Source organism: Serratia sp. CY31944 (assembly GCF_052169175.1).
In the GTDB taxonomy this organism is placed as follows: domain Bacteria; phylum Pseudomonadota; class Gammaproteobacteria; order Enterobacterales; family Enterobacteriaceae; genus Serratia; species Serratia sarumanii.
Window position 1 is genome coordinate 1 of the sequence record NZ_JBJNLG010000029.1, and the last position, 21,397, is coordinate 21,397.

Here is a 21,397-nt window from a genome sequence, read left to right on the forward strand (position 1 = left end):
AGGATAAGAAGGACCAAGAGATCGAACAGCAGATGGAGCTGTTGCAGGATTAACTCGAAAATGGCCCCCTTTTAGGGGGCGTCGTGTAAAGCCACCTCCTCAGGAGGTGGTCTTTTACTAACGGGCGAAATTACTTCGCTTTACCCTGGTTTGCCACGGCGGCCGCTTTTGCAGCGATCTCGTCGGCGTTACCCAGGTAGTAACGTTTGATTGGCTTGAAATTCTCGTCGAACTCATACACCAACGGCACGCCGGTTGGGATGTTCAGCTCGAGGATTTCGTCTTCGCTCAGGTTATCCAGGTATTTCACCAGCGCGCGCAGCGAGTTGCCGTGCGCCGCAACGATCACGCGCTCGCCGCTCTTGATGCGTGGCAGGATCTCTTCGTCCCAGTAAGGAATAACGCGATCGATGGTCAGCGCCAGGCTTTCGGTCAGCGGCAGCTCTTGCTCGGTCAGCGAAGCGTAGCGCGGATCGTGGCCAGGGTAACGTTCGTCTTCTTTGGTCAGCTCAGGTGGGGTCACCGCGAAGCCGCGACGCCATTGTTTCACCTGCTCGTCGCCGTATTTTTCAGCGGTTTCCGCTTTGTTCAGACCCTGCAGCGCGCCGTAGTGACGTTCGTTCAGCTTCCAGGATTTTTCGGTCGGCAACCAGGCCTGATCCAGCTCGTCGAGGATGTTCCACAGGGTGTGGATCGCGCGCTTCAGTACGGAGGTGTAAGCGAAGTCGAAAGTGAAACCTTCCTCTTTCAACAGCTTGCCTGCTGCTTTCGCTTCGGTGCGGCCCTTGTCGGACAGATCAACATCGTACCAACCGGTGAAGCGGTTTTCTTGGTTCCACTGGCTTTCGCCGTGACGCACCAGAACCAGCTTAGTTACAGCCATAGCTTAACTCCTTAATAATCTGACATTTCAATGATAACGAAAATCATTATATTGCCGCGGGCCGGGGCTCGGCAATCGATAGTGTCTAACCATAGCCAATTTCTTGCCGCAAAGTAAGGGCTGGCGAAAGGAAAAAGCTGAATCGTTCAGGCTGGCGCTGCGAGGGGGGAAACGGCGCGCCAAAATCGCTTCGGGCGCGCCGTGGCGTGGGGAAAATCAGGCCGATTTTTTCAGGCAGTTGCTCATGAAGGTTTTACGCGCGTCGCCCTTCAGATCCTTGGTCTTGGCGTCGGCGTTGCAGTTCTTCATTTTCTGCTGCTGCGGCGTCAGGGTTTTGCCCGTCGCGGCGGAGCCTTCGGATTTCAGACAGGTGCTCATGAAGGTGGAACGATCGGCGCCTTTCAGCGATTTGGTGGATGCCTGCTGGTTGCAGTCGGTCATGCGTTTCTGTTGAGCCGCCTGCGCCGGCGAAGGCGTTTTCGTCGCCGTCGTCGCGTCGGCCGCCATCAGATTGGTGCTCAGCATTAAGCCCGCCAGCAATGGAAGTGCAGTAATCAGACGCATAGGTGTTCCTTCAGCTATTGATTGGCCGCCATCGGCCGAAAAAGGTGACGTTGCACAAGGCGTTGTGCTTATCACGGTAGCCTGAGTGTAGTGCGCGCTTTGGAATAAGGGAAGGCGGGCGCCGGTGGGGGGATAGCGCTAAAAGGTAAGCATTTATAACAAATTGCCCCCGGCCGCACGGCGAGGGGCGTGGCGGGTCAGATAGGATAAAACTGATAATGCGTGGCGCTGCGATAGCGGCTCCCCGGCTGCAGCCAGCAGTCCGGCTGCGGCCACTCGGGATGGTGCGGGCTGTCCGGCAAAAACTCGCTCTCCAGCGCCACGCCGGCATGGTCGGCGTAGCTGCCGCCATCGCGCGCCGGCGTGCCGGCCAGGTAATTGCCGCTGTAGAGTTGCAGCGCCGGCGCGTCGGTGAACACGCTCATTTGCACTTGCCCGTCGGCGGACCACAAATGGGCCGCCGGGCTCTCCAGCGCTCCACAGGTACGATGCAGCAGGAATGCGTGATCGTAGCCTTTTACCCGCTGCTGGTCGCTGTCGCGCAGGAAATCCTGCAGCAGCGTTTTCGGCTGGCGAAAATCCATGCCGCTGCCGGCCACCGGCGTCAGGTCGGCGCAGGGAATGCCCTCGGCGTCGACGGGCAGATAGCGATCGGCGAACAGCTGCAGCCGCTGGGCGCGGGCGTCGGTGCTGGCGCCGTCCAGGTTGAAATAGGCGTGGTTGGTCAGGTTGACCGGGCAGGGGCGATCGACCTGCGCCAGATAGCTGATTTCCAGACGATTGTCATGAGTCAGGCGGTAACAAACCTGCACGTCGAGATTGCCGGGAAAGCCCTGATCGCCCTCCGCCGAGTGCAGCGCATAGCAGACCTGTTGCGCATTATGCTGTACCCGGCGCCAGCGGCGGGCATGAAAACCGTCGGGGCCGCCGTGCAGCTGGTGGGCGCCCTGATTGGCGGCCAGCGCATGGGGTTTCCCGTCGATGAGCAGACTGGCGTTGGCGATGCGGTTGGCGTAACGGCCGACGGTGGCGCCCAGATAGGCGTCTTGAAGCGGGTAGTCCGCCGGGCTACGGCAGCCAAGCAGCAACTCGCGCCTTTCGCCGGATTTGAGCGGCAAGACGGCGGACAGCCAGGTGGCGCCGAAATCCATCAGCGTCACCGTCATGCCGCCGGCGTTTTGCAGCTGCGTCAGCTGATAAGGTTGCCCATCGGGGGCGACTGCCGAGGTTGCGGTCAGCATAGGCCGGCGCCTTGCGAAGCCTGGCAGACATAGAACGTTTCCTGCAATCCGCCGGTTTGCCGCGGATACTCGTGCGCCACGGCGGCACGCACCGTCTCCACGAGATCCTGCGGCATCAGCGCGACGACACAGCCGCCAAAGCCGCCGCCGGTCATGCGCACGCCGCCGCGCGGGCCGATCGCCGCTTTGACGATTTCGACCAGCTTATCGATCGGCGGCACGGTGATTTCAAAGTCGTCGCGCATCGAGGCGTGGGACTCCGCCATCAGCCGGCCCATGCGTTGCAGATCGCCGGCCGCCAGCGCGTCGGCCGCCGCCAGCGTGCGGGCGTTCTCGCTGATCACATGGCGCGCGCGTTTGGCCACTAACGGATCGAGCTGGTGTTGACGCGTCTCAAACTGTTCGGGGCTGACGTCGCGCAGCGCCTTGACGCCGAAGAACCGCGCCGCTTCCTCGCACTGTTTGCGGCGGGTGTTGTATTCGCTATCCACCAGCCCGCGTTGCACATTGGAGTTGACGATCACCACCGCGACGTTGTCCGGCATCGGCACCGCACGGGTCTCCAGCGATCGGCAGTCGATCAGCAGCGCGCTGTCGCGCCGGCCGAGCGCGGAGATCAACTGGTCCATGATGCCGCAGTTGCAGCCGACGAACTGGTTCTCCGCTTCCTGGCCGTTCAGCGCCAGCGCTACGCCGTCCAGCGGCAGCTGATAGAGCGCCTGCAGCGCCTGGCCCACCGCCACTTCCAGCGCGGCGGAGGAGCTGAGCCCCGCGCCCTGCGGCACATTGCCGGCGATCACCAGATCCGCGCCGCCGAAGTCGGCGTTGCGGCGCTGAAGGTGCTTCACCACGCCGCGCACATAGTCCGACCAGCGCTGATCGGGGTGGCTGACGATCGGATCGTCGAGCGAGAATTGATCCTGCTGATGCTGATAATCGGCGGCCAGCACGCGGATCTGGCGGTCGTCGCGCTTGGCGCAGGCGATGACGGTTTGGTAATCGATAGCGCAGGGCAGCACGAAGCCGTCGTTGTAATCGGTATGTTCGCCGATCAGGTTCACCCGCCCCGGCGCCTGGATGGTCAACGCCGGCGCGTAGCCAAAGTGTTCGGTAAACAGAGAATGGGTAAGCGGTTTCAGGCTCATGCTTGGGCTCCGGCTTCACGGTAATGAATATCGCTGACGGCGCGCAGACGCTCTGCGGCCTGTTCGGCGGTCAGATCGCGCTGGGCTTCCGCCAGCATCTCGTAACCGACCATAAATTTGCGCACGCTGGCTGAACGCAGCAGCGGCGGATAGAAATGGGCGTGCAGCTGCCAGTGTCGGTTGTCGGCACCGTTGAACGGCGCGCCGTGCCATCCCATCGAATAGGGGAAGGAGCACTGGAACAGGTTGTCGTAGCGGCTGGTCAGCTTCTTCAGCGCCAGCGCCAGATCCTGGCTTTGCGCCGCGCTGAGATCGGTAATGCGCTGCACCGCCGCTTTCGGCAGCAGCAGCGTTTCAAACGGCCAGGCGGCCCAGTAGGGCACCACCGCCAGCCAGTGTTCGGTGTTTACCACGATGCGTTCGCCGGCGGCCAGCTCGCGCTGCGCATAGTCCAGCAGCAGCGGGGAGGCGTGTTCCCGAAAATACGCGTGCTGCAGGCGATCTTCGCGTTCGGCCTCGTTCGGCAAAAAACTGTTGGCCCAGACCTGCCCGTGCGGGTGCGGGTTGGAGCAGCCCATCGCCGCGCCTTTGTTTTCGAACAGCTGTACCCAGGGATAGTGCTTGCCCAGCTCATCGGTTTGCGCCTGCCAGGCGGCGATCACCTGCTCCAGCGCCGGCAGCGTCAGTTCGGGCAGGGTCTTGCTGTGATCGGGAGAGAAGCAGATCACCCGGCTGACGCCGCGCGCGCTCTGGCTGCGCATCAGCGGATCCTGGCTGTCGGGCGCCGGCGGCGTATCGCTCAGCAGCGCGGCGAAATCATTGGTGAAGACGTAGGTGCCGCGATAATCCGGATTGCGATCGCCGGTGATGCGCGCGTTTCCCGGGCACAGGAAACAGTCGGGATCGTGCGCCGGCAGCGTTTCCGTCGGGACGGTCTCCTGCTGGCCCTGCCAGGGGCGCTTGGCGCGGTGCGGTGAGACCAGCACCCATTGGCCGCTCAGCGGGTTGTAGCGGCGGTGCGGATGATCGATAGGGTTAAATTCTGTCATACGGTTCCTTTCTTGGCGTCGACGAGGGTGTAATCGCTTCCAATTACCGTCTTAATACGCCCTTTGCTGAACAGGGAGAGGTCATTGCGCAAAAAGATAGCACGCCCGCGGCGCTAAAAAGGTGATCTAACGCGAAAAATGGAATCGCTTACACTGTAATGAAAAGCGCCTGATGGGCGGAGAAAAGCCGGTGGCAACGTGATTGAGGGCATTGCGGTGCGCTACCGGTGATAGCGTTTTCACCCGACCTGCCGGCAGAGAAGGGCTCTCTGCCGGCGTCAGCCGTTAAGGATGCTGATACAGCGGGTAGGTAAAGAACAGCAGATGGGTCAGATTAAGCCCGAAATGGAACAGAATCGGCACCCACAGGCGGCCGCTCCACATCCACGCCAGGCCGTAGATCACCCCGGCCAGCGTCGCGAAGATCACCATCAGCATGCCGCCGGCCAAATGCGCGGCGCCGAACACCAGAGAAGCGACGATCAGCGCCGGCCAGGCGCCCAGCCACTGGCTGAGGCGCTGCTGCAGGTAGCCGCGAAACAGCGCTTCTTCGGCCATACAGACGAAGAACAGGTTCGCCATCACGAAAGGCAGGATCCAGGCGGGCGCATGCAGCTCGATTTTTAAGCCACCCAGCGCCACGGCCAGCAGCAACAGCGCCGGCACGGCCAGCAGCAGCGCAATCCAGCCCGCTTTGCCGACGTTGCCGCCGCGTTCAGCGGAAAACAGCGTGGGCAAGCAGGCGAACAGCAGGAAGGGCACCATCGCCTTGTCGAAGTTGTAATACATGGTGAACGGCGCGCTGAGCGGGCCGGCTTTTTCACCGTCGATCATCAGCTGATTGTGGATGCCCGGCACCAGGTGCAAGAACAGCGCGATGCAGCCGGCGACCACCAACCCTTCGAACGCGATCGCCAGACTACGCCGCTCGCGAAAATGGTGACGCAGCCCCGCCAGCGCCACGATGGCCAACAGGCAACCCAGGCTGAGCGGCGTCAACACCCCATGATAAAGCCCCATTCCCGCCGAGGCGGCCAGGATAACCCAGGCTATCAGCCGGTTAAACGGTAAGAAAAATAACGAAGCAGCCAGTACGCCCCACATGATATGTCCCTTTAAAATATGTACACGGCGCTCAGCGCCTATGCGGCGTGCGATGATGGCGAAATTGAGCGCTAGAGCGGATAGTAGCACACCAAGATGACGCTAAAGGTCGGGGCAGTGACGCATCCGTGCAGGGTGCCGGCCCACACGATCGGCGGTATTGAGGTCAGCCTTGCATCCAGGCCTGCGAACGGGCGATTTCCGCCAGGTTTTGCAGGGTGTCCAGGCTCTGCTGGTGGAGCTCCTGCGTGGGGGCTGCGCACAGATCGTGCAGCACGGTCACCTGGAAGCCGGCGTCGTGCGCCTGACGCGCGGTGCTCTCGATGGCGAGCGACGTGCTGACGCCCGCCAGCAGCAGATGATGGCACCGATGTTGCCGCAGCCAGGCTAACAAATTGTTACCGGAGAAGGCGCTCACCGCCGTTTTATCAAACTGCAGATCGGTCTCCTCCTGATGCAGATCGGGCGCCCAGCGGCAGCCCGGGCCGTTTAGCCGCAGCGCGCCTATCTGTTTCAAATGGTTGAACAGCGGCGAGTGGAGCGGGATGTCATGATAATCGTCGGCAAATCCCGTCCGCACCCAAATCACCGGGATTTTTCGCACCCGGGCGTAGGCCGCGGCGGCATTGATGTTGGCGAGCAGGTGGCTTGCCGTCACCTGTTCGCGGCAGTGGTTGGCGCGCCCTTTGGGCCCGATCAGATCCTCGATCAGGTCGATGATAATCAACGCAGCGGACATGGCGTCTCCAGAAAATGGCCTTCTTTCTTTCTATGATAAAAGGCCAAATGTGATGTGCTACGGTGAAGTGTTGCCGGATATGTTTACGCCGCGCTTCAGGCGGAAGCCGCCTCCAGCCGTTGCTGTTGGTAGCCGTAGCCGCCCTCGCCGTCGGGCACGAAGCTGAGGCGGTGTGTGATGCACTGCGGCGCATCTTCGGCATGGTGCGAGACGAACAGCAGCTGGGTGGCGCCCTGGCCGATCAGCACGTCGATGAAGCGGCGCACCAGCTGGCGATTGAGCGGATCCAACCCTTGCAGCGGCTCGTCGAGGATCAGCAGCGCCGGGTGTTTCACCAGCGCGCGGGCGATCAGTGCCAGCCGCTGTTGGCCCCAGGAAAGGCTGTGGAACGGGGCGTCGCCGCGCGCGCCGTCGAGCCCGAGCAGCGCCAGCCATTGCTCGGTCAGCTGCCGCTGACGATCCGAAACCGCCTGATAAATGCCGATCGAATCGAAGAACCCCGACAGCACCACGTTGCGCACGCTGGTGTTGACGCGATAATCCAGATGCAGGCTGCTGCTGACGTAGCCGATATGGCGCTTGATCTCCCAAATGGTTTCCCCGCTGCCGCGGCGGCGGCCGAACAGCGTCAGATCGTTACTGTAGCCCTGCGGGTGATCGCCGGTGATCAAGCTGAGCAGCGTGGATTTGCCGGCGCCGTTCGGGCCGACGATCTGCCAATGTTCACCGGGGTTAACCTGCCAGTCGAGATGATTGAGGATCGGCCGGTCGTTATAGCTGACTACGCCGTCGCGCAGGACGATCAGCGGCCGATCCGCCGGCAGCGCCACCTTTTGCGTTGGATCCTCCTCCTCCGGCAGCGCCAGCCCGCTGAGGTTTTCGCTGTGCGCCAGCTGCGCCACCAGCGCGTCCGCCATCACCTGGCGGCGCGGCCCGCGGTTGGTCAGGGTACAGTCCGCCAGTACGCCCACCTGCCGGACAAAATCCGGGATATCGTCGAACCGGTTGAGCACCAGCACCACGGTCTGGCCCTGGGCGGAAAGCTCGCTCAGCAGCGTGGCGAGCTGCGCGCGCGAGTGCACGTCCAGCCCGTCGAAGGGTTCGTCGAGGATCAGCAGGTCAGGCTCGGGCATCAGCGCCCGGCACAGCAGGGTTTTGCGCGTTTCGCCGGTGGAGAGGTATTTGAAGCGGCGCGTCAGCAGGGCGGTGATGCCGAACTGCGCGGCCAGCCGCTCACAGCGCGCGGCGTCTTGCACCTCTTCCTGAATGATTTCCGCCGCGGTGCGGCCGGTGTCGTCCTCGTCCGCGCTGAGTAGATCGGTGTTGTTGCGTTGCCACTCGTCGCTGACCATTTTTTGCAGCTGTTCGAAGGAGATGCGCACCGCGTGCTGAAAGTCGCTGCGGCGCTCACCGCTCAGCAGAACCAGTTCGTCGGCCAGCGCGCGCGCCAGGGCGGATTTGCCGCTGCCGTTGGCGCCGACGAAGGCCCAGCTGTCGCCGGCCTGGATTTCCAGCGCGTCCAGCGTCAGGGTGCGGGTATCGCTTAAGCGGAATGAACCTTGCGAAATGTGCAACGACGACATCACCTGTTCCTTTTTTTGCAATTATTTGCCTTAGGAATAGGCGCATTGCAGGGGGATGTCAATCAACAAAAACGCAACGTTACGTTGCGCTTAACACAACGTGGCGACAATCACGCGATCGGCGTTGAACAGGGCGTGTACGGCGGTGCCGACGCTCAGCTGCAGGCGCTGCAGCTCCGCCGTCGTCAGGGTGGCGCACAGGGTTTCGCTACCCGCCAGCGTCACCAGCACCTCGCTGTGTTCGGCGCCCGGCTGAATGCCGGCCACCACGCCCGCCAGCGCGTTATCCGCGCCGGCATGCTCCGCAGTATCGACGCTTAACCGCACCCAGGGCGCCTTGATCAGCGCCAGCACCTCTTTGCCCGGCGTCAGCTGCAGCCGGTCGGCACTTTGCTGGGTGACGGCCGCCGTCAGGCGAGTGATGCCGTCATTCAACAAAATCGCCAGGTGCTGCTGCACCTGCTGATGATCGCGTTCGATGACGATGCCGAAAAACTGATTGCGCGCGCTGGTTTGCAGCGAGAAGCGCGAGATGGCCGCCAGCAGGCTGTCGAGCGGCAGATCGTCCTGCTGCAACACGTCGAAAGCTTTTTGCTGCACCTGGCCCAGCAGGTCATACAGCTGGATCAACCGCTGGCCATAGTGCGTCAGCTGTGCGCCGCCGCCGCCTTTACCGCCGGTGGCGCGTTCCACCACCGTTTGTTCCGCCAACTGGTTCATCTCATTGATGGCGTCCCAGGCGCTTTTGTAGCTGATGCCCGCCAGTTTGGCGCCCTGGCTGATGGAGCCGGTGTGCTGCACCTGTTTCAGCAGCGCGATGCGGCGCGGATCGGCGAACAGCTTTTGCTGGAGTTTGAGAGTCAGAAGAATTTCGGCCTGCATAGCGCATCCTGTCGGCGGCAAAAATCTTATTGTCGCCGATTTGGCGGCAAAGCGCCAAGCGCAGTGCGCTGGAGGGCGGGGCAATAAAGACTGGCATTGCCTTGTTGTTATAATATAACATAACAGAAAAACGATAAGGCTATACGCTGGCTGCGGCCGGTTTTTATTTCACCACAGGGATGCTTCACATGAGTACGACACGCCGGCGTCTTGTCACGCCCAGAAAATCGTTATGCCTTGCCGCCGCCTGGGTCGGCGGCGCACTGACGGCGCCGTTGGCTTTCGCCGCCGACTGCGATAAAGCCCGCAATGCCACGGGATGCGAAGAACAGCTCACCGTGGAGGCGGCGGCCCCCGCCGGGCGCTACGATGCGTTGAACGCCGTGAGCCGCAGCGCTTCGCAGCTTGGGCTGACCGCTCGGGAGACGCCGCGCAGCGTCGATATCATCAGCGCAAGAGCGATCCAACAGCGGGGCGATCGCTCGCTGGCCGCCGCCGTCGAGCACGCCACTGGCCTGTCCGGCGTCGCTTCGCCGACGCTGTCCAACAACTTTTCCGCGCGCGGTTTCCGGCCGATCGCCTGGCTGTATAACGGCGTGGAGATGCCCGGCAGCACGCTGCAGCTGGGCGATCCGGCGCATTACGACAGCATCGAGATACTGCGCGGGCCGGGATCGGCCTTGAACGGCCTGAGCGCCGCGGGCGGCAGCGTCAACCTGATCTCGCGGCGGCCGACCTTCAGCCGCCAGCCGCTTGAGCTCGATTATGGCTTCGGCAGCTACCGCAGCCAGCGTCTGCATCTGGGGGCCGGCGGCACGCTGGTGGACGATGCGGTGGCGTACCGGTTGGACGTCAGCGGCAACGACAGCGGCAGCAACGTGCAGTACGAACGCGATCGGCAGAAGCGGGTTTCCGGCTCGCTGCTGTTTAAACTGACGGACGATGCGCTGTTGACGCTGAGCCTGGACCGCATGCTCAACCGCACCAACAACCCTTACTACGGCACGCCGCTGCTGGACGGGCGCATTGCCGGCGAGCTGCGCGACATCAATTACAACAACCTGACCGACAGCCGCATCCAGAGCAACGCCACCGCATTTCAGGCCAGTCTGGACTGGTTTATGACGCCCGAAGTGGAGTGGCATAACCAATTCTATTACTACAGCGGCTTTCGCGAGTGGCGCAACGTCGAACGCTTTCGCGTCGCGGCGGCGGCCCGATCCGGCGACGTCAACCGCGACTCCTTCGGCGCCCTGGCGCACGACGACGATCTGATCGGCAACCGCAGTTCACTGGTGTTCGATCGCGCCATCGCCGGTTTCGATAACCGGTTGCTGGTCGGCCTCGATCTGAGCAAGCGGCATTTTCAGTATTACTCCAACGGCTTCCCCGGCTCGGAAGACGTTCCGCTTGGCGCGCCGCCCCGAGAGCCGTTCGCCCAGGGAACCGACCGCCAACGCGCGCCGGTGCGCCACGTCACCCAGAACCAGTACGCCGCCTTTCTCGAGGATCGCTTCAGCCTGACCGAGCGTTTAGCGCTGCTGGGCCAGTTGCGCTACAACCATATGAACATGGACTGGCGCTTCCAGGGGCCGCAGGAAGAGAGCCGCGCGCATACCTACGTTTTCAGCACCTGGAGCCTGGGCCCCAGCTATGCATTGACCGATAACCTCACGCTCTACGCCAACTACACCACCGGCCAGGAGCCGGGCAACGATCTGTTCTTCCTCAGCCCAACGCAGACCGATCTGCCGCTGACGCGAGCGCGCCAGTGGGAGGCCGGCGCCAAAGGGCAGTTCTGGGGTAACAAAGGCGAGGCGACGCTGGCGCTGTACGAACTGCGCAAGGACAACCTGTTTGTGCCTGACGCGCAGCGGCCGGATGCGTTGAACGCGGTAGGCAGGCAGACGTCGCGCGGCATCGAGCTTGGCGTGGTGCTGCGTCCCGACGAACGCTGGGAGCTGGCCGGCAACGCCGCCTACACCCACGCCCGCTACGACGACTATCGCGGCGGCAGCCCGCTGCGCAGCTACAACGGCAATCGCCCGGCCTATATCCCGGACTGGACTGCCAACCTCAGCGTGCATTATCAGGCGACGGAGCGTCTGGGGCTGGCTTCTTCACTGCGCTACGTCGGCAGCAGTTACAACGACGACGCCAACCGGCGCAAGATGCGCGCGTATACCACGCTCGATCTGGCGGCGGACTATCAGCTGACGCCGATCGTCGATGTCGGTTTTCGCATTCGCAACGCCACCAACCAGCTGTACGCCTACCAGCGCACTTACCCGGATCAGGCGCTGATCGCGCCGCCGCGCAGTTATGAAACCTTCGTGTCGGTCAGGTTCTGACGGCGTGAAACGCTGGCTTGCTCTGCTGTTGTGCGCCCTGGGATTGGGCGGCGGCGCGCCGCTGCGCGCCGATGCCGTCAGCCTGCAAAATTGCGGGGTAACGCACGATTACCCGCAGCCGCCGCAGCGGGTGCTGGTTTACGCCAACCCGGCGTTGGAAAACCTGCTGGCGCTGGGGCTGGCTGGCCGCGCGATCGGCGTGGTTGGGTATGACCGCGCGCGCGATCCCGCGCCGACGGCCGATGCGCTGCAGGCGCCCACCAGCCCGGCGCCGCCCACGGCGGAAGCGTTGCTGCTGATGCGGCCGGATTTTGTCTATTCGGCCAGCTATTACTGGCTGCACAGCCCGGAAACGCCCGATCGGGCGCGGCTGGCAGAATGGGGCATCGGCACTTATCTCTCACCCGGCGCCTGCAGCGGCCAGCAAAGCGCGATCGCCGCCGCGCTGACGTTTGAAGACATTTTCACCGAGCTGCGGGAGCTGGCGCGCATTTTCAACGTCAGCCGCGCCGGTGAAGCGCTGGTCGAACGGCTGCGCGGGCAGCTGAGGGCGCTCGAACCACAGCGTGCTCAGCTGCCGCATTTGCGTCTGCTGTGGTGGTATGCCGGCGCGCAAACGCCCTATGTGGCGGGCTGCTGCGGCGCGCCAGGTTTGCTGAGCCGCAGCGTCGGCAGCGAGAACCTGTTCGGCGATCGGCCCGAGCTGTGGCCGACGGTGTCCTGGGAAATCATCGCCGCCCGCGATCCGGATGCGATCGTGCTTGGCGATCTGCCGCGTGGCGGCCTCGGCGACAGCGCGGCGGACAAGATCGCCTTTCTGGAGCATCACCCGCTGACCGCGACGCTGCGCGCCGTGCGTCAGCGGCGCTACGTGATCCTCCCCGGTTACGACATGGACCCTTCCGCCCGCACCGTGGCGGCGTTGGGCCGTTTGATTCGGGGCCTGGCGGCCTTGCCGCCGCAGGCGCCGACTTTTTCCAACAAGGAACCTTGATATGACTGCCGTTTCATTCTCTTCGCTGCTGGACTCCTGGGATCGCCAGCAGGCGGCCTACATCGCCGAGCGGGAAGCGCGTTTTAACGCCCAGCTGGACGTGCTCGCGCTGGCCGCCGGTCAGAATTTTCACGTGGTGGATCTGGCCTGTGGCCCGGGCTCACTGAGCCTGCGCATTTTGCAGCGCTTTCCGCAGGCCAGGGTGACCGCCATCGATCTCGATCCGCTGCTGCTGGCGGTGGCGCGCGGCGCGCTGGCGGCCTACGGCGATCGGATCCGCATTCTGCAGGCCGATCTGGCGGATCCGGCCTGTTTTTCCGCGCTGTCCGGCCCCGCGCCGCAGGCGGCGGTGTCCAGCACGGCGCTGCACTGGCTGATGCCCGAGCAGCAGCTGGCGCTGTACCGCAACGTCGCCGGGCTGCTGGCCGACGGCGGCGTGTTCCTGAACGCCGATCATCAGCGCTATGACCAGCGCCAGCCGCGGCTGAAAGCGTTGGCGGAGCGGCATGACGAGCAGACCCAACAGCGCGCCTGGGACAACGGCGTTGAGGATTGGGATCGCTGGTTTGCGGGCGCGCTGCAATCGCCGGCGCTGGCCGCTTATCAAGCCGAGCGTGAAGCGCTGTTCGCCGGCCGCCCGGTGCCGCCGCCGACGCCGGTGGATTTCCAGCTCGCGGCGCTTAGACAAGCCGGTTTCAGCGAGGCGGGGACGGTGTGGCAGCTGTTGGACGACTATGTGATCGCAGGCTGGAAATAGCATGATCCGGCGGTTACTGCCCGGCCGTGAGGCCGGCTGGCTGCTGTTGCTGGCGGCGGCGCTGCCGCTGGCCCTGCTGGGCGCCACCCTGTCGGGGCCCGCGCCGATCGCGTGGCACGACGCCTGGCGCATCGTGCTTGGCGTCAGCGGCGGTGCGGCGACCGACGCCGATGTGTATCAGCGCATCATCTGGTCGCTGCGGATGCCGCGCGCGCTGTTGGCTGCGCTGGCCGGCGCCGGATTGGCGCTGGCGGGCACCGTGTTGCAGTCGCTGACCCGTAACCCGCTGGCCGATCCCTGGGTGCTGGGCATCTCCTCCGGCGCCGGCGTGGGGGCGGTAACGGTGCTGGTATTGGGGCTGGGCGGCGGCTTGCTGTCGGTGTCCGGCGGCGCGTTTATCGGCGCGCTGGGGGCGTTTGCGTTGGTGATGCTGCTGGCCGGGCGTTCGCTGCAGGGGGAGTCCACGCTGTTTATCCTGGCCGGGGTGGCGGTGACGCAGCTGCTTTCTGCGTTGACTTCGCTGATCACCCTCTGGCAGGCGGATGCCAACGCCACGCGCGGCGTGATGTTCTGGCTGCTGGGCTCGTTCAGCGACGCGCGCTGGCCGCAGGTCGGGCTGTGCGGGCTGGCGCTGGCGGCGGCGCTGCTGCTGTGTTGGCTACGGGCGGGTGAGCTGGACGCGCTGGCGTTCGGCGGCGTGACCGCCGCTTCGCTGGGGGTGGCGGTGGCTCCGCTGAAGCTGCTGCTGTATGTGGTGACCACCGCGCTGACGGCGGCGATCGTCGCGTTCAGCGGTGCGGTGGGATTTATCGGGCTGACGGTGCCGCACGTCGCCCGGCGGCTGGTCGGCTCGCGGCATCGGCGGCTGTTGCCGGCCAGCGCGCTGTGCGGTGCGCTGTTCGCCGTGGCGGCGGACACGCTGGCCAGAACGCTGTTTGCCCCGCGCGAGCTGCCGGTCGGCGTGCTGACGGCGCTGCTGGGGGTGCCGGTATTCCTGCTGTTGCTGTATCGGAAGGTCAATGCATGACGATTGAAAAAGCGCGATCCGGCCTGTGCGCCGAGGCGGTGAGCTGGCGAGCGGGCGAACGCATGGTGCTGGAAAATCTGGATTTCTGCGCCTTGCCCGGTGAGATCACCGGCGTGCTCGGCGTCAACGGCAGCGGTAAATCCACGTTGCTCAAGCTGCTGGCCGGGTTGCAGCCCGCCGCCGGGGGCCGCGTTTGGCTGGCAGGGCGCCAAATTACCGCGTTTTCCGGGCGGGAGCGCGCCAGGCGCATCGCCTTTCTCGAGCAATCCGCCCCCGGCGCCTTCGCGCTGCCGGTGAAGGAGGCGGTATTGTTGGGGCGCCTGGCCCATGTCGGCCGCTGGCGCGGTTTCGGCCCCGAAGATCGCCGCCTCGCCGGGCAGGCGATGGAGCAAGTGGGCATCAGCCACCTGGCCGATCGCGATTGGCAGCGGCTGTCCGGCGGTGAACAACAGCGGGTGCATCTGGCGCGCGCGCTGGCGCAGCAAACGCCGTGGCTGCTGCTGGATGAGCCCGCCAACCATCTGGATATCGCCCATCAGCAGCAGTTTATGGCCTTGCTGCGGCGGCTGAAACTCAGCGTGGTGGTGACGCTGCACGATCTGAATCTAGCGGCCTGTTATTGCGATCGGGTGGCGCTGTTGCAGCAGGGCGGGATCTGTGCGGCGGGCACGCCGCGGCAGGCGCTGACGCCGGAGCACATTCGCGCGGTGTACGGGGTGGAAGCCCGGCTGGCGGCGCCCGCCGGCTATGCGCCGCCGCTGATCTATTACCCCGCCCCGGCATGAGCCCGGTGGAAAGGGCACGTTTGGCCGATCACAATTTCGCCCCGCTGGCTAAAATAACTCCGGTTTTAGCGATTTTTTTGGGTTAGAATAACCCGATATGCGGTTAAAGGCATTTGCCGCTCAATGGGCAGTTAAGCGAGGCTATCATGTTGGAATTATTGAAAAGTCTGTTGTTTGCCGTGGTCATGGTGCCGGTGGTCATGGCGCTGATCCTCGGCCTGATCTACGGTTTTGGCGAAGTGTTCAACGTCTTCTCCAAAGTAGGCCGTTCGAAAGAAAACCGCACCCAGCACTGACCGTTCCCCATCTCGATACCCGCCGGCATCGCCCGGCGGGCATTCCTCAAGTTATCTCACGCTTTGCCGATAAACCGCATGACAAGCTTTCGCGCAACGTTATATTATTTTTTATATAACGAAGAGTGATAATGCACGTTAACTTGCGGAGAAAAACAATGAAACAGCAATGGACCAAATGGGTTGGCGGGATCGTGTTGGCATCGGGCCTGGTGGCACAGGCTTCGGCGGCGGAAAAGATCACCGTGTTCGCCGCCGCGTCGTTGACCAACGCGCTGCAGGACATCGCCACCCAGTATCAAAAAGGCAAGGACGTGCAGGTGGTTTCCTCCTTCGCGTCGTCCTCGACGCTGGCGCGCCAAATTGAGCAGGGCGCCCCGGCCGATCTGTTCATCTCCGCCGATCAACAGTGGATGGATTACGCCATCGACAAGCAGCAGATGGTGAAAGACACCCGCTATACGCTGCTGGGCAACGAACTGGTGCTGATCGCCGCCAAGAGCGATAAGCAAGACAAGATCGCCATCGACAAGCAGACCGACTGGGCCAAGCTGCTCAGCGGCGGCCGCCTGGCGGTGGGCGATCCGGATCACGTGCCGGCCGGTATCTACGCCAAAGAGGCGCTGGAACATCTGGGCGCCTGGAGCGCGCTGGAACCGAAACTGGCGCGCGCCAACAACGTGCGCAGCGCGATGGCGCTGGTGGAGCGCGGTGAAGCACCGCTCGGCATCGTCTACGGCTCCGACGCGGTCGCCAGCGACAAGGTGAAAGTGGTGGGCGTGTTCCCGGAAGACAGCCACAAACCGGTTGAATATCCGATGGCGATGGTGAAAGATCGTCAAAATCCGACGGTCAGCGCTTTCTATACCTATCTGAAGGGCCCGGAAGCGGCCGCTATTTTCGAACATTATGGATTCACCCCGCGTAAATGATTCTGAGTGAGTACGAGTGGCAGGCGGTTGAGCTGAGCCTGAAAGTCTCCGGTTTGGCGGTGGTCTGCAGCCTGCCGTTCGGCATTCTGATGGCCTGGGTGTTGGTGCGTTGCCGCTTTCCCGGCAAGGCGCTGCTGGACGGCGTCATTCACCTGCCGCTGGTGCTGCCGCCGGTGGTGGTCGGCTATTTGCTGCTGATCGCCATGGGGCGGCGCGGCGTCATCGGCGAGTGGCTGTACGACTGGTTCGGCTTCAGCTTCAGCTTTAGCTGGCGCGGCGCCGCGCTGGCATCGGCGGTGGTGGCGTTTCCGCTGATGGTGCGCGCCATCCGGCTGGCGCTGGAGGCGGTGGATACCCGGCTGGAGCAGGCGGCGCGCACGCTGGGCGCCAACCCGTGGCGGGTGTTTTTCACCATCACGCTGCCGCTGTCGCTGCCCGGCGTCATTGTCGGCGTGGTGCTGGCCTTCGCCCGCTCGCTGGGGGAGTTCGGCGCCACCATCACCTTTGTCTCCAACATTCCCGGTGAAACCCGCACCATTCCGCTGGCGATGTATACGCTGATCGAAACGCCGGGAGCGGAAGCCGCCGCCGCGCGGCTGTGCGCGATCGCCATCGTGCTGTCGCTGGCTTCGCTGATGGTGTCCGAATGGCTGGCCCGCTGGGGCCGCAAACGGATGGGGGTGTAAATGCTGGAGCTGGATTTCTCGCAGCAACTGGGCGACCTTAATCTCAACGTCCGCGCCGATTTGCCGGCGCAGGGCATCACCGCGATTTTCGGCCTGTCCGGCGCGGGCAAAACCTCCCTGATCAACGCCATCGGCGGCCTGACCCGTCTGCAGCAGGGGCGCATCGCACTCAATGGCCGCACGCTGGTGGATACCGCCGCGGGCCTTTGCCTGCCGCCGGAAAAGCGCCGTATCGGCTACGTGTTTCAGGATGCGCGGCTGTTCCCGCACTATCGGGTACGCGGCAACCTGCAATACGGCATGGCGGCCGGCATGCGCGCGCAGTTCAACACCATCGTCGAACTGCTGGGCATCGGGCCGCTGCTCAATCGGCTGCCGCTGACGCTCTCCGGCGGTGAAAAACAGCGGGTGGCGATCGGCCGCGCGCTGCTGACCGCGCCGGAACTGCTGCTGATGGACGAGCCGCTGGCCTCGCTCGATCTGCCGCGCAAACGCGAGCTACTGCCGTATCTGGAGCGGTTGGCGCAGGACGTCAACATCCCCATCCTCTATGTCAGTCATAGCCTGGACGAGATCCTGCGCCTGGCCGAGCAGGTGATGGTGCTGGATCGCGGCGAGGTGCGCGCGTTCGGCGGGCTGGAAGCCGTTTGGGCCAGCAGTGCGCTGCGGCCGTGGCTGCAGCGTGAAGATCAGAGCAGCGTGCTGCGCGTCAGCGTGATTGAGCATCATCAACGTTATGCCATGACCGCGCTGGCGCTCGGCGATCAAAGGCTGTGGGTCAGCGGCATCGACGCCGAACTGGGCACCCAGCTGCGCATTCGCATCAACGCCGCCGACGTCTCGCTGGTGCTGCAGCCACCGGTCAACAGCAGCATTCGCAACGTGTTGCCGGCCAAGGTAAGCGAGTGTCTGGAGGTGGACGGGCAGGTGGAAGTGAAGCTGGCGGTCGGGGAACACGTGCTGTGGGCGCTGATCACGCCCTGGGCGCGCGATGAACTGGCGATCCGCCCTGGGCAGTGGCTGTACGCGCAGGTGAAGAGCGTGTCTATCAGCCGCGAGAGCCGCTAAGACAGGCCCTCCCGGCGGGAGGGCGAAAAAACTAGAGTACGCGGGTGCGGATCACCTCGGCGATGCCCGGCTGCAGGTTATCGGCGATCACCAGATCGGCGCGTTCCTTGATCGCATCATCGGCGTTGCCCATCGCCACGCCCAACCCGACCGCTTCCAGCATGCTGATGTCGTTGTAGTTGTCGCCGAACGCCACCACCTGATCCATGCTCAGCCCCTGCGACTCCACCCATTGGCGCAGGCGCTTGCCTTTGCTGTTGCCGCCTTTGGCGATATCCACCTGATCGTGCCAGGACCATTCGCACGCGAGCCCCAGCTCTTTCTCCACCGTGTCGGCAAACTCGCGCAGCGCCAGGGTATCGGCGTGCGAGGTGGCGAATTTCCAGATCGCCTGCGCGTCGTCGGCCGCCTGCGCCAGGCTGCCGACCTGCAGCAGCGTCGGGCGCTGCGCCGCCGGCAGGGTTTCGGCCCAGGCCAGCGAGCGGATCACGTGGCCGCTCGGCTCCTGATACAGCATGGCGTCGTCGACGTACATCAGCCCGTGAATGTCGGTCTGTTTGAGCATTTGCAGCACCTGCCTGGCCTGATCTTTCGCCAGCGGATCGGCCGCCAACACCTTCTTCTGCTGAAAATCATACAGATAGGTGCCGTTGCAGCAGATGGCCGGGGTATCTATCTGCAGCGCCTGGTAGAACGGATGGATAGCGACGTGGTGGCGGCCGGTGACCACCACCACCTGGATGCCGGCGGCGCGCGCCTGCGCCAGCGCTTCCAGCGATTGCGGTAAGATGCGTTTTTGGTTGTCCAGCAGGGTGCCGTCAAGATCGAGGGCGATGACGCGGTAGCTCATAGGGTTCTCGTTATCGTTAGCCATAAAATTAATCCGATGGTACATCTTGCATATGATCTATAAGAATCAACAAGTTATTTTTATCGGGGGTGCTATTGGGGTGCTGGTGGGGCAAGCCCCACACAGCATTACTTGCAGCGTTCCAACTCTTCTTTGGCTTCTTTTCTTCGTTGATCAATCAGTTCGGCCAAGTCAGCAACGTGTACCATTCGCGGTGATTTTTGGGTGTTCCCTACGCGAAATGTCGCTATAGGCAGCTTACCCTCTGCGGCCTTCTGTTCAGCAGTTGACGGACGCAGTCCGAGATAACGCTCAGCAATTTCCGATAGTGGAATACTGGACCTTTCGTATTCCGCCATCAACAAAAACATCGTATTCATATTTTATCTCCACACGTTTCACCCGCCGCATACGGGTATTAATTCAAGTGTGACATGTCACACTGTTAATTTCGTTTCGTGCCATCCCAGGGTAAGCCAGCAAGCTGCATCGCCTACGCATGGACATTCTTTTACCGGCAGTTTATCGCCGCATTTTTTACAAGATCGCTGCTGCTGGTGGCTCAGTTTCTGCTGATATTCAGCATGGCATCGCCGGATAAGCAGCCCCACAACTTCGTTGAAGTCGTAAGGTTCGCGGCCAGGGCGCAGTCCTGTTAAAAGTTCCTGCGCCATCTGTTCTTCTTCTGGCTCCAGTTGCAACTCACGAATAACGATCCCGCCTTTACGCTGGCGCGCTCGCTGGGCCGCTTTACGTTCTGCCGCTGTCTTAGCCATTCCCACCCTCCGGCGCTGCTGCCAGCATTGCGGCGAGGCAGGCGTTCCAGCCCTTCACCCATTGGGCATAGTTGCTCTTCTTGACTTTGTGCTTGCTCATCGCGATGCCGCCAGTCATTTCCTCTGGAACTGCTGGCGCTGGCGGCGCATCGTACAACGCGCGGAACTCGTAATCGTTGTCCGCCGCGTGCTCTGCGCTCATCTCTGCGTGTTGCTCTGCTGTGATGCGCTCCCAGTCGTGCCACATGTTGTGGCCGCTGTTCCAGTAGCGCATTTCCCAGGCTACCGGCTGCGCCTCCCGGTTAGCCAGGAGTTCGCGCGATGCTTGCCATGCAATCCAAGCCAAATCAGCGTGAGGATGAAGGTAATTTGTCCCGGCACTATTTCGCTGTAGAAGATTTGTGCACTCTTCTTCGTCACTGTGGAATTTAAGCCACTCTTCAAACTGCTGGCGTTCAGTCGTTAGTGTCTGTGCCATGGTTCAGTCCCCGTAATAGCTCAGAGCTTCTAACGCCGCATCAACTGGGTCTTCTAACCGCCAGTTATAGAGCGTGTCGTTAGCCTCGAACGGCCAGGACTCCAGCTCCGCGGCGACAGCGCAATCGTCGTTGCCAGTGCATTTGCGAATCTGCTCTGAGAATTTCTCAACCCAGGCCTCATATTTTGCTTTTTCCGCCTTGTGGCGTCGGATTGCCTTGAATGCTTCAATCATCCTACTCATCCCCCACAAACTTGAATCCAGCGGTAATGACAGCCCGTTCAACTGCACGGTCGAACTTCGCCACCTGGAAAGTGCTGCCAAACCAAAACTCGGCATCGTTCTTGTTCGGCAACCGCACCGGCGTAGCCAGCTTGGCGCGTAATTCTGCAACCGTTTCAGCATAGCTATCTACGATGTTCGTGATTTCTGCTTCCAGCTCTGCCGCTCTCTTTCGTAACCATTCATTCTCGCCATTCCTAGCGACAAGTTCACGGGCAAGGTGCTCGTTATCTGCCAGCAGTTCGAGAACCACATCCGGAACGCACAGCCTGAAAAATAGCTCATCGGCATCAGCATTATCACCGACGAATCCATACTCCATATCTTTGTGATCGGTGCGCAGAACTAACGAGCCATCGTAGCCAGTGCATTCATATTTGATGCTCCCAGAGCCATCGATGCGGTCACCAATTCGACCGGGAGTTGCTGCCATTGCGGCCGCTTTCAGTTCGCTCAGCTTATTGTCCATGCCGGTATTCCTTCATGTAGTCCAGTGCCTTCAGAATTAACCAGCAGTAGAAGCTGAGTAACATGCCAGCGATGAAGTAACCGAAAGGCCCTGTCACAGTGACTTTCATGGCAGAAACCAGAAGCACTGCTGCTACAAAAATTAGTGTGCGAATCACACCGATGAATATGCTCATAATGCTTTCTCCTGGGCTTCAGCCCACAATGCCTGAATGACTTTTGCAGCACGGCGCTGGCTGCGGGATGTCTTGGCGTGTTGCCATGCGTGCGGATAGTTGGAGCCGTAAACCTGCCAGCGCCGGTTACTAATGCGGAAACAGTCTTCTGGGCCTGGAGCCGATACACAAAGCAAGGCTCTGGCCTGCCTGTTGCTCTTACGCTTAGCCATGCTGGGACTCCTCAGTATTCGAAATCGACGGTAAATTCTTCGCCGCAGTGCGGGCAGCTAACCCAAACA

General features: G+C 62.5%; 26 protein-coding genes. 9 read left to right on the plus strand and 17 right to left on the minus strand.

Annotated elements, in window-relative coordinates:
• Nucleotides 1-130 precede the first annotated feature (130 nt).
• The 9 genes from gpmA to modE form a co-directional block, all read right to left on the minus strand.
• The gene (gpmA, locus tag ACJ8IN_RS22930; RefSeq protein ID WP_033647147.1) at nt 131-883 is read right to left on the minus strand and encodes a 2,3-diphosphoglycerate-dependent phosphoglycerate mutase; all 753 of its coding nucleotides are present in this window, start codon (nt 881-883) and stop codon (nt 131-133) included.
• Nucleotides 884-1,099: 216 nt separating this feature from the next.
• The gene (locus tag ACJ8IN_RS22935) at nt 1,100-1,447 is read right to left on the minus strand and encodes a PsiF family protein (RefSeq protein ID WP_033637480.1); all 348 of its coding nucleotides are present in this window, start codon (nt 1,445-1,447) and stop codon (nt 1,100-1,102) included.
• Between the two features lie 197 nt (nt 1,448-1,644).
• Entirely contained in the window at nt 1,645-2,688 is a 1,044-nt protein-coding gene (gene galM / locus ACJ8IN_RS22940; protein WP_047568853.1) for a galactose-1-epimerase, read from the minus strand.
• Nucleotides 2,682-3,833, minus strand: a complete 1,152-nt coding sequence (galK, locus tag ACJ8IN_RS22945; protein WP_047568850.1) for a galactokinase — start codon at nt 3,831-3,833, stop codon at nt 2,682-2,684. The genes galM and galK overlap by 7 nt, the downstream gene beginning before the upstream one ends.
• Complete coding sequence (galT, locus tag ACJ8IN_RS22950; protein ID WP_060421193.1) at nt 3,830-4,882, minus strand: galactose-1-phosphate uridylyltransferase; 1,053 nt, start codon at nt 4,880-4,882, stop codon at nt 3,830-3,832. Before galT ends, galK begins: the two co-directional genes overlap by 4 nt.
• 285 nt (nt 4,883-5,167) lie before the next feature.
• Nucleotides 5,168-5,986, minus strand: coding sequence for a CPBP family intramembrane glutamic endopeptidase (locus ACJ8IN_RS22955; RefSeq protein WP_047568848.1), 819 nt, complete (start codon nt 5,984-5,986; stop codon nt 5,168-5,170).
• 166 nt (nt 5,987-6,152) lie between these two features.
• Nucleotides 6,153-6,725 (minus strand): cysteine hydrolase family protein, encoded by a 573-nt coding sequence (locus ACJ8IN_RS22960; RefSeq protein WP_060421196.1) that lies wholly within the window; start codon nt 6,723-6,725, stop codon nt 6,153-6,155.
• A 95-nt stretch (nt 6,726-6,820) separates the two neighbouring features.
• A complete protein-coding gene (modF, locus tag ACJ8IN_RS22965) occupies nt 6,821-8,308 on the minus strand; it encodes a molybdate ABC transporter ATP-binding protein ModF (RefSeq protein ID WP_060421718.1) in 1,488 nt (495 codons plus the stop codon).
• A gap of 90 nt (nt 8,309-8,398) precedes the next feature.
• On the minus strand, nt 8,399-9,190 hold the full coding sequence (modE, locus tag ACJ8IN_RS22970; RefSeq protein ID WP_060421199.1) for a molybdenum-dependent transcriptional regulator: 792 nt from the start codon (nt 9,188-9,190) through the stop codon (nt 8,399-8,401).
• A gap of 188 nt (nt 9,191-9,378) precedes the next feature.
• On the opposite strand from modE, the gene ACJ8IN_RS22975 reads away from it, so the two are divergent.
• The 9 genes from ACJ8IN_RS22975 (at nt 9,379) to modC (ending at nt 18,086) form a co-directional block, all read left to right on the plus strand.
• Nucleotides 9,379-11,541, plus strand: coding sequence for a TonB-dependent siderophore receptor (locus tag ACJ8IN_RS22975; protein ID WP_060421204.1), 2,163 nt, complete (start codon nt 9,379-9,381; stop codon nt 11,539-11,541).
• Between the two features lie 4 nt (nt 11,542-11,545).
• Nucleotides 11,546-12,535 (plus strand): ABC transporter substrate-binding protein, encoded by a 990-nt coding sequence (locus ACJ8IN_RS22980; RefSeq protein ID WP_230200430.1) that lies wholly within the window; start codon nt 11,546-11,548, stop codon nt 12,533-12,535.
• A 1-nt stretch (nt 12,536) separates the two neighbouring features.
• A complete protein-coding gene (locus tag ACJ8IN_RS22985; protein ID WP_060421210.1) occupies nt 12,537-13,292 on the plus strand; it encodes a class I SAM-dependent methyltransferase in 756 nt (251 codons plus the stop codon).
• 1 nt (nt 13,293) lies between these two features.
• Nucleotides 13,294-14,319 (plus strand): FecCD family ABC transporter permease, encoded by a 1,026-nt coding sequence (locus ACJ8IN_RS22990; RefSeq protein ID WP_033647136.1) that lies wholly within the window; start codon nt 13,294-13,296, stop codon nt 14,317-14,319.
• The gene (locus ACJ8IN_RS22995; protein ID WP_060421213.1) at nt 14,316-15,104 is read left to right on the plus strand and encodes an ABC transporter ATP-binding protein; all 789 of its coding nucleotides are present in this window, start codon (nt 14,316-14,318) and stop codon (nt 15,102-15,104) included. The genes ACJ8IN_RS22990 and ACJ8IN_RS22995 overlap by 4 nt, the downstream gene beginning before the upstream one ends.
• A gap of 146 nt (nt 15,105-15,250) precedes the next feature.
• Nucleotides 15,251-15,400, plus strand: coding sequence for an AcrZ family multidrug efflux pump-associated protein (locus tag ACJ8IN_RS23000; RefSeq protein ID WP_004939813.1), 150 nt, complete (start codon nt 15,251-15,253; stop codon nt 15,398-15,400).
• 158 nt (nt 15,401-15,558) lie between these two features.
• Nucleotides 15,559-16,332, plus strand: coding sequence for a molybdate ABC transporter substrate-binding protein (gene modA / locus ACJ8IN_RS23005; protein ID WP_049195918.1), 774 nt, complete (start codon nt 15,559-15,561; stop codon nt 16,330-16,332).
• Nucleotides 16,329-17,018 (plus strand): molybdate ABC transporter permease subunit, encoded by a 690-nt coding sequence (gene modB, locus ACJ8IN_RS23010; RefSeq protein WP_019454005.1) that lies wholly within the window; start codon nt 16,329-16,331, stop codon nt 17,016-17,018. The genes modA and modB overlap by 4 nt, the downstream gene beginning before the upstream one ends.
• Nucleotides 17,019-18,086, plus strand: coding sequence for a molybdenum ABC transporter ATP-binding protein ModC (modC, locus tag ACJ8IN_RS23015; RefSeq protein ID WP_060421216.1), 1,068 nt, complete (start codon nt 17,019-17,021; stop codon nt 18,084-18,086).
• Nucleotides 18,087-18,117: 31 nt separating this feature from the next.
• On the opposite strand, the gene ACJ8IN_RS23020 is transcribed toward modC, so the two are convergent.
• The 8 genes from ACJ8IN_RS23020 to ACJ8IN_RS23055 all read right to left on the minus strand — a co-directional run bounded on the left by ACJ8IN_RS23020 (nt 18,118) and on the right by ACJ8IN_RS23055 (nt 21,328).
• Entirely contained in the window at nt 18,118-18,936 is an 819-nt protein-coding gene (locus ACJ8IN_RS23020; RefSeq protein ID WP_033647130.1) for a pyridoxal phosphatase, read from the minus strand.
• Nucleotides 18,937-19,064: 128 nt separating this feature from the next.
• Nucleotides 19,065-19,316 (minus strand): pyocin activator PrtN family protein, encoded by a 252-nt coding sequence (locus ACJ8IN_RS23025; RefSeq protein ID WP_060420263.1) that lies wholly within the window; start codon nt 19,314-19,316, stop codon nt 19,065-19,067.
• 57 nt (nt 19,317-19,373) lie between these two features.
• Nucleotides 19,374-19,712: a hypothetical protein gene (locus ACJ8IN_RS23030; protein WP_049202624.1), complete on the minus strand. Its 339-nt coding sequence runs from the start codon at nt 19,710-19,712 to the stop codon at nt 19,374-19,376.
• The gene (locus ACJ8IN_RS23035; protein ID WP_442519527.1) at nt 19,705-20,190 is read right to left on the minus strand and encodes a hypothetical protein; all 486 of its coding nucleotides are present in this window, start codon (nt 20,188-20,190) and stop codon (nt 19,705-19,707) included. The genes ACJ8IN_RS23030 and ACJ8IN_RS23035 overlap by 8 nt, the downstream gene beginning before the upstream one ends.
• Before the next feature lie 3 nt (nt 20,191-20,193).
• A complete protein-coding gene (locus ACJ8IN_RS23040) occupies nt 20,194-20,424 on the minus strand; it encodes a hypothetical protein (protein WP_442519528.1) in 231 nt (76 codons plus the stop codon).
• A gap of 1 nt (nt 20,425) precedes the next feature.
• Nucleotides 20,426-20,941, minus strand: coding sequence for a hypothetical protein (locus ACJ8IN_RS23045; protein WP_442519529.1), 516 nt, complete (start codon nt 20,939-20,941; stop codon nt 20,426-20,428).
• Nucleotides 20,931-21,116, minus strand: coding sequence for a hypothetical protein (locus ACJ8IN_RS23050; protein WP_260515173.1), 186 nt, complete (start codon nt 21,114-21,116; stop codon nt 20,931-20,933). The genes ACJ8IN_RS23045 and ACJ8IN_RS23050 overlap by 11 nt, the downstream gene beginning before the upstream one ends.
• Nucleotides 21,113-21,328, minus strand: coding sequence for a hypothetical protein (locus ACJ8IN_RS23055; protein WP_442519530.1), 216 nt, complete (start codon nt 21,326-21,328; stop codon nt 21,113-21,115). The genes ACJ8IN_RS23050 and ACJ8IN_RS23055 overlap by 4 nt, the downstream gene beginning before the upstream one ends.
• Nucleotides 21,329-21,397 lie beyond the last annotated feature (69 nt).